The sequence below is a fragment of the Streptomyces sp. YGL11-2 genome (assembly GCF_050054615.1).
Taxonomy (GTDB): Bacteria; Actinomycetota; Actinomycetes; order Streptomycetales; family Streptomycetaceae; genus Streptomyces.
This window is the reverse complement of the sequence record NZ_JBNHIN010000001.1, coordinates 268,776-274,326: the sequence shown is the minus strand read 5'-3', so window position 1 is coordinate 274,326 and position 5,551 is coordinate 268,776. Positions and strand designations below refer to the sequence as shown.

Here is a 5,551-nt window from a genome sequence, read left to right as displayed (position 1 = left end):
CCCGGGGTGCCGGGGCGGTGCCCCGGCACCTACCGTTCCGGGCTCACAACTCCCGGTTCAGCGCGCCGGTTTCAGGACTTGAGGTTCTTGTCGACCATGGAGTTGAAGTCGGCGACCGTGGACGGCGCGACCTTGCCCTGCGGGCTGTCCGTGCCCAGCGTCGTGCCGTTCATCGTCAGCGTCGGGGTGCTGGTGACGTCCTTGTGGGAGTTGAAGGCGTTGGACATCGCCATCGCCCAGGCGTTGTACTTGCCGGACTTGACGTCGTTCTGGAAGGCGGCGTTGCCCTTGAGCGCCGGGACGGTGTCGGCGACCTTGAGCAGGTAGCTGTCGTCGGCGAACTTGTCCGGGCCGGTCTCGTCCGGGTGGAACTCCTTCGAGTACAGCGCGAACTTGTACTTCAGGAAGGCGTCCGTGGAGACGTTCAGCGCGGCGCCCAGGGCGCTCAGCGCGTTCTTGGAGCCGGTGCCCTGGAGGTTGCCGTCCAGGAACGTCCCGATGTGGTACGACGCCTTGTACTTGCCGTCGCTGATGTCCTTCTCGACGGTCGCGCCCACGTTCTGCTCGAAGGCGGCGCAGCCGGGGCAGCGCGGGTCCTCGAAGAGGTCGAGGGTGTTCTTGGCGTCGGCCTTGCCGATGACGATGGTGGTGCCGTCGGAGCCGCTGGTGTGGGCGGGCGGGACCGCCTTCGCCTTGGCGGCCTTCGCCCAGACGTCGGCGGCCGAGCCGCCGGAGCTGCTGCCGCCGGAGTTGGCGACGGCGAAGCCGATGCCGCCGGCCACCGCCAGCACGCCGACGACCGCGCCGCCGACGATCAGCTGCCGGCGGGTCTTGTCCTTCTTGGCCTGCCGCTCGCGCTCGGCGCGCAGCCGCTCGCGGGCTGCCTGCTTGTTGGCCTGGTTGTTGCGGTTGCTCATGACTGTTCCTGCTCCGTGGGGTCCGTGGTCCAGGGGGACGGGGGTGCGTGCTGTCGGCGGCGGACGCGCCGGGGGCGCCGTTCCGCGCGCTGCCGGGCCGGGGGGCCTCAGGCAGCGAGCGCGCAGGGCGGGCCGCGGCGCACCACGGAGTGCACGAGCAGGGGGGCGGCACGGGCCGGGCGGGAGGTCTGTACGGGGGCGGGCACCGCGCGGCGCGGGGCGGCGGCCCGGACGATGACCGCGACCGCGATCAGCAGCGGGCGGAAGGCGAAGCCGGCCACCGCGCCCAGCAGCTGCCCCAGCGCGGCCTCGCCGCGGCGCAGCCAGCCGGCCGCCAGCAGCCCGACGGCCAGATGGACGGCGAGCAGCAGCAGCCAGGCCGGGGCCGGGGCGGTCCCTTCTCCCTGGGCGCGGGCCAGCCGCGCCAGCGGGCCGCCGACCGGGCCGCCGCCGCACAGCAGCCCCATGCCCAGGGGCAAGGAGCCGCCCATCGGGGCGCCGTCCGGTCCGTAGCAGGTGTGCTGGCCGATGCTGAACACCACGTCGGCGGCCAGCTCCAGGGGGAGCAGCAGCGCGGCGATGCGCCAGTAGCCGCGCTCGCGGCCGGCCAGTGCGTAGGCGAGCGCGAAGACGGCGGCGCAGAGCCCGGCGACGGTGGCCGGGGGCAGCGGCATACGGGACAGCAGCACGTGCGACGCCGAGGACAGCGTCACGCACAGCGCCGTGAAGAGCGCCGCGCGCAGAGCCCGCAGATGTGCCGCCGAGATGTCCATTGGTAGCGAGTGTGCCATGCGCCGGGCTAAGTGGCTGCTAAGAGGGGGTGAAGCGGTGTGTAGGGGAAAAAGGGGACGAACGGCCGGTGATCGCTCGCGCACCAGTCCGGACGGGCCGGGGGCCCCGGGAGCCGGGCCCGGTGGGACGCGCCGCGGGGTGCCTCCGAGGTGTCCGGCGGGGGTGCGCGGGGGCTCGGAGCGCGGCCGGTTGTCAGTGCGGAGTCGTAGACTTCAACACCGCCCCATCCATCCCTCAGCGCACTGTTTTCCCGGAGGTTCAGCGCCCGTGGCCCCCTCGTCCAGGCCCCCTTTCACGCACCTGCACGTCCACACCCAGTACTCGCTGCTGGACGGCGCGGCGCGGCTGAAGGACATGTTCAACGCGTGCAACGAGATGGGCATGACGCACATCGCCATGTCCGACCACGGCAACCTCCACGGCGCCTACGACTTCTTCCACAGCGCGCAGAAGGCCGGGGTGACGCCGATCATCGGCATCGAGGCGTATGTGGCCCCGGAGTCCCGGCGCAACAAGCGCAAGATCCAGTGGGGTCAGCCGCACCAGAAGCGCGACGACGTCTCCGGTTCGGGCGGTTACACCCACAAGACCATCTGGGCGGCGAACAAGACCGGTCTGCACAACCTCTTCCGGCTGTCCTCGGACGCGTACGCCGAGGGCTGGCTCACGAAGTGGCCGCGGATGGACAAGGAGACCCTCTCCCAGTGGTCCGAGGGCCTGATCGCCTCCACCGGCTGCCCCTCGGGCGAGCTGCAGACCCGGCTGCGGCTGGGCCAGTACGACGAGGCGCTGAAGTCCGCCGCCGAGTACCAGGAGATCTTCGGCAAGGACCGGTATTTCCTGGAGCTGATGGACCACGGCATCGAGATCGAGCGCCGGGTGCGCGACGGCCTCGTGGACATCGGCAAGAAGCTCGGCATCCCCCCGCTGGTCACCAACGACTCGCACTACACCTACGCCCATGAGGCGACCGCGCACGACGCGCTGCTGTGCATCCAGACCGGCAAGAACCTCTCCGACCCGGACCGCTTCAAGTTCGACGGCACCGGCTACTACCTCAAGTCCACCGACGAGATGTACGCCATCGACTCCTCGGACGCCTGGCAGGAGGGCTGCCGCAACACCCTCCTGGTCGCCGAGCAGATCGACACGACCGGCATGTTCGAGAAGCGCGACCTGATGCCGAAGTTCGAGATCCCGGACGGCTTCACCGAGGTCACCTGGTTCCAGGAGGAGGTCCGGGTCGGCATGAACCGCCGCTACCCGGCCGGCGTCCCCGAGGACCGCCAGAAGCAGGCCGAGTACGAGATGGACGTCATCATCCAGATGGGGTTCCCGGGCTACTTCCTCGTGGTCGCCGACTTCATCATGTGGGCCAAGAACAACGGCATCGCGGTGGGCCCCGGCCGTGGCTCCGCGGCCGGTTCGATCGTCGCGTACGCCATGGGCATCACCGACCTCGACCCGATCGAGCACGGGCTGATCTTCGAGCGGTTCCTCAACCCCGAGCGCGTGTCGATGCCCGACGTCGACATCGACTTCGACGAGCGCAGGCGCGTCGAGGTCATCCGGTACGTGACGGAGAAGTACGGCGCCGACAAGGTCGCCATGATCGGCACCTACGGCAAGATCAAGGCCAAGAACGCCATCAAGGACTCCGCCCGCGTCCTCGGCTACCCGTACGCCATGGGCGACCGCCTCACCAAGGCGATGCCCGCCGACGTCCTCGGCAAGGGCATCGACCTGGACGGCATCACCAACCCCTCGCACCCGCGCTACAGCGAGGCCGGCGAGATCCGGGGGATGTACGAGAGCGAGCCGGACGTCAAGAAGGTCATCGACACCGCCAAGGGCGTCGAGGGCCTGGTGCGCCAGATGGGCGTGCACGCCGCCGGCGTGATCATGTCCAGCGAGCCCATCGTCGACCACGCCCCGGTCTGGGTGCGGCACACGGACGGCGTGACCATCACGCAGTGGGACTACCCCCAGTGCGAGTCGCTCGGCCTGCTCAAGATGGACTTCCTGGGCCTGCGCAACCTCACGATCATGGACGACGCCGTCAAGATGGTGAAGGCCAACAAGGGCATCGAGCTGGAGATGCTCTCCGTACCGCTCGACGACCCCAAGACCTTCGAACTCCTCTGCCGCGGTGACACCCTCGGTGTCTTCCAGTTCGACGGCGGCCCGATGCGTTCGCTGCTGCGCCAGATGCAGCCCGACAACTTCGAGGACATCTCCGCCGTCTCGGCCCTCTACCGGCCGGGCCCGATGGGCATGAACTCGCACATCAACTACGCGGAGCGCAAGAACGGCCGCCAGGAGATCACCCCGATCCACAAGGAGCTCGAAGAGCCCCTGAAGGAGACCCTGGGCCTGACCTACGGCCTGATCGTCTACCAGGAGCAGGTGCAGAAGGCCGCCCAGATCATCGCCGGGTACTCCCTCGGCGAGGCCGACATCCTCCGCCGCGTCATGGGCAAGAAGAAGCCCGAGGAGCTGGCGAAGAACTTCGTGCTCTTCCAGGAGGGCGCGAAGAAGAAGGGCTTCTCCGACGAGGCCATCCAGGCGCTGTGGGACGTCCTGGTCCCGTTCGCCGGCTACGCCTTCAACAAGGCGCACTCCTCCGCGTACGGCCTGGTCACCTACTGGACCGCCTACCTCAAGGCCAACTACCCGGCCGAGTACATGTCCGCGCTGCTCACCTCGGTGCGCGACGACAAGGACAAGTCCGCGGTCTATCTGAACGAGTGCCGCCGCATGGGCATCAAGGTGCTCCCGCCGAACGTCAACGAGTCCGAGGCGAACTTCGCCGCCCAGGGCGACGACGTCATCCTCTTCGGCCTCACGGCGGTGCGCAACGTCGGCCAGAACGTGGTCGACTCGATCATCCGCTGCCGCAAGGCCAAGGGGAAGTACGCCTCGTTCCCCGACTACCTCGACAAGGTCGACGCGGTCGTCTGCAACAAGCGCACCACCGAATCGCTGATCAAGGCGGGCGCCTTCGACGAGATGGGCCACACCCGCAAGGGGCTGACGGCGCACTACGAGTCGATGATCGACAACGTCGTCCAGGTCAAGCGCAAGGAAGCGGAGGGGCAGTTCGACCTGTTCGGCGGGATGGGCGACGCCGGCGACGGCGCTTCCGACGGTCCCGGCTTCGGACTGGACGTGGAGTTCTCCGACATCGAGTGGGACAAGACCTATCTCCTCGCCCAGGAGCGCGAGATGCTCGGTCTCTACGTCTCCGACCACCCGCTGTTCGGCCTGGAGCACGTGCTCAGCGACAAGGCCGACGCCGCCATCGCCCAACTGACCGGCGGCGACTACTCGGACGGCTCGATCGTCACCATCGGCGGCATCATCTCCGGCCTCCAGCGCAAGATGACCAAGCAGGGCAACGCCTGGGCGATCGCCACCGTCGAGGACCTGGCCGGCTCCATCGACTGCATGTTCTTCCCGGCGACGTACCAGCTGGTGTCCACCCAACTCGTCGAGGACACCGTGGTGTTCGTCAAGGGCCGGCTCGACAAGCGGGAGGACGTGCCGCGGCTGGTCGCGATGGAGATGATGGTCCCCGACCTCTCCGAGGCGGGCGCCAACGCCCCGGTGACGATCACCATTCCGACGGTGAAGGTCACCCCGCCGATGGTGGAGAAGCTGGGCGAGGTGCTCAGCAGCCACCGCGGTTCGACGGAGGTGCGCATCAAGCTGCTGGGGGCCCGCAAGACCACGGTGCTGCGCCTGGACCGCCATCGGGTCACACCCGATCCGTCGCTGTTCGGCGATCTGAAGGTGCTGCTCGGCCCGTCCTGCCTGGCGGGCTGATCCGCGGCGGGCCGCGT

3 protein-coding genes are annotated in these 5,551 nt (G+C 68.8%); 1 reads left to right on the top strand and 2 read right to left on the bottom strand.

Translation table 11 applies throughout. From position 1 onward, the window contains the following. Nucleotides 1-71: 71 nt before the first annotated feature. Both ACO1BR_RS01255 and ACO1BR_RS01250 read right to left on the bottom strand, forming a co-directional pair. A complete protein-coding gene (locus ACO1BR_RS01255) occupies nt 72-917 on the bottom strand; it encodes a thioredoxin domain-containing protein (protein WP_426793132.1) in 846 nt (281 codons plus the stop codon). Nucleotides 918-1,024: 107 nt separating this feature from the next. Then, nucleotides 1,025-1,690: a hypothetical protein gene (locus tag ACO1BR_RS01250; protein WP_426793131.1), complete on the bottom strand. Its 666-nt coding sequence runs from the start codon at nt 1,688-1,690 to the stop codon at nt 1,025-1,027. A gap of 286 nt (nt 1,691-1,976) precedes the next feature. Between ACO1BR_RS01250 and dnaE the strand changes: the two genes are divergently transcribed. Next, nucleotides 1,977-5,534: a DNA polymerase III subunit alpha gene (gene dnaE / locus ACO1BR_RS01245; RefSeq protein ID WP_426793130.1), complete on the top strand. Its 3,558-nt coding sequence runs from the start codon at nt 1,977-1,979 to the stop codon at nt 5,532-5,534. Nucleotides 5,535-5,551 lie beyond the last annotated feature (17 nt).

Coding starts and splice junctions, on each gene's coding strand:
- ACO1BR_RS01250 (WP_426793131.1), bottom strand. CDS start 1,690: ATGGACATCTCGGCGGCACATCTGCGGGCTCTGCGCGCGGCGCTCTTC.
- ACO1BR_RS01255 (WP_426793132.1), bottom strand. CDS start 917: ATGAGCAACCGCAACAACCAGGCCAACAAGCAGGCAGCCCGCGAGCGG.